Here is a 1,148-nt window from a genome sequence, read left to right as displayed (position 1 = left end):
GCTCGGCTCTTATCTCTTCCGACTCTGGCACCTTAGGTGCCGAGAGCCCGGCGCGGACGACCGTTCGGCTCTAGGTCTTTTCGATCGCTCTGTAGCAAGGATCTCCGCGCCGGTTTCTCCCTGATCCGCCCGAACAGTTGATCGAGCTGGCACTCGTACTGATAAGACTGGGCAAGCGGGGGGAGCTCTCGACCCTGTCAGCCTAGCGGAGTTGCCCCATGTTTGGGATCGGGATTGATGTCAGCGGTGAGAATCTGGATGTGGCCGTCCATGAACAGGCCTTCCGTCAGTTCAAGAACAACAAGCGGGGCTGGGCCAGTCTGATCAAGTGGCTGCAGCAGTGGCCAGCCAAGCAGGTCGTGCTGGAGGCCAGCGGCGGCTATGAACAGAAGGCGCTGGACGCCTTGCATGGAGCTGGCTTGCCGATGGTGCGGATCAACCCGGGCCGTGGCCGCAGCTTCGCCTCAGCCGCCGGGAAGCAGGCCAAGACCGATCGCATTGACGCCATGGTTCTGGCCCACATGGCCGACGCTCTCAAGCTGACCCGTTACGTTCCGCCAGCGGCCTGGCAGCGCCGTCTGGGTGAGCTGTGCCAGCGTCGGCGCCATCTGGTGCAGATGCGGGTGAGCGAGCATCAGCGCATGCGCGCGTTCAGCGAACCCAGCCTGATTTCCATGCTGAATCAGCATCTGCGCGAGATCCAGAGGAGCATCAAGCAGCTCGATTCCATCATCGCAGCGCTCTTGGCCGAGCAGGATGGATGGCGTGACTTTGCCAAGCTTAAAGGCGCTGGCCCGGTGCTGATGGCAACCCTGGCCTGCGAGTTGCCGGAGCTGGGAAGGCTCAGCGGGAAAGCCATCTCGGCCTTGGTAGGGGTTGCCCCCATGAGCCGCGAAAGCGGCACTTGGAAAGGACGACGGAGCATCACCGGCGGCCGTGCCGTTGTACGCGAAGCGCTCTACATGGCAGCGCTGACCGCCAAACGCTATGAGCCCAGGCTCAAGGAATTCTTTGAATCCCTCGTCAACCAGGGCAAGCCAGGCAAGGTGGCCCTGGTCGCGGTGATGCGCAAGATGCTGGTGATCCTCAACGCCCGCAAGCGGGACGCGGAGGCCCAGATGGCCTCCGCCTAACAAGACAGTTGCTAC

Annotated in this window: 1 protein-coding gene; it reads left to right on the top strand. The window is 62.6% G+C overall.

Features of this window, described 5'->3' with window-relative positions:
- Positions 1-218 precede the first annotated feature (218 nt).
- Positions 219-1,133 carry an IS110 family transposase gene (locus DCO49_RS20060; RefSeq protein WP_116865472.1) on the top strand — a complete coding sequence of 305 codons (915 nt, stop codon included), beginning with the start codon at positions 219-221 and terminating at the stop codon, positions 1,131-1,133.
- The last annotated feature ends 15 nt before the right edge of the window (positions 1,134-1,148 follow it).

Source organism: Stenotrophomonas sp. SPM (assembly GCF_003105135.1).
Classification (GTDB): domain Bacteria; phylum Pseudomonadota; class Gammaproteobacteria; order Xanthomonadales; family Xanthomonadaceae; genus Stenotrophomonas.
Note: the sequence above shows the minus strand (reverse complement) of the source record. Positions and strands in the feature narration are given on the sequence as shown.

Coding starts and splice junctions, on each gene's coding strand:
- DCO49_RS20060 (WP_116865472.1), top strand. CDS start 219: ATGTTTGGGATCGGGATTGATGTCAGCGGTGAGAATCTGGATGTGGCC.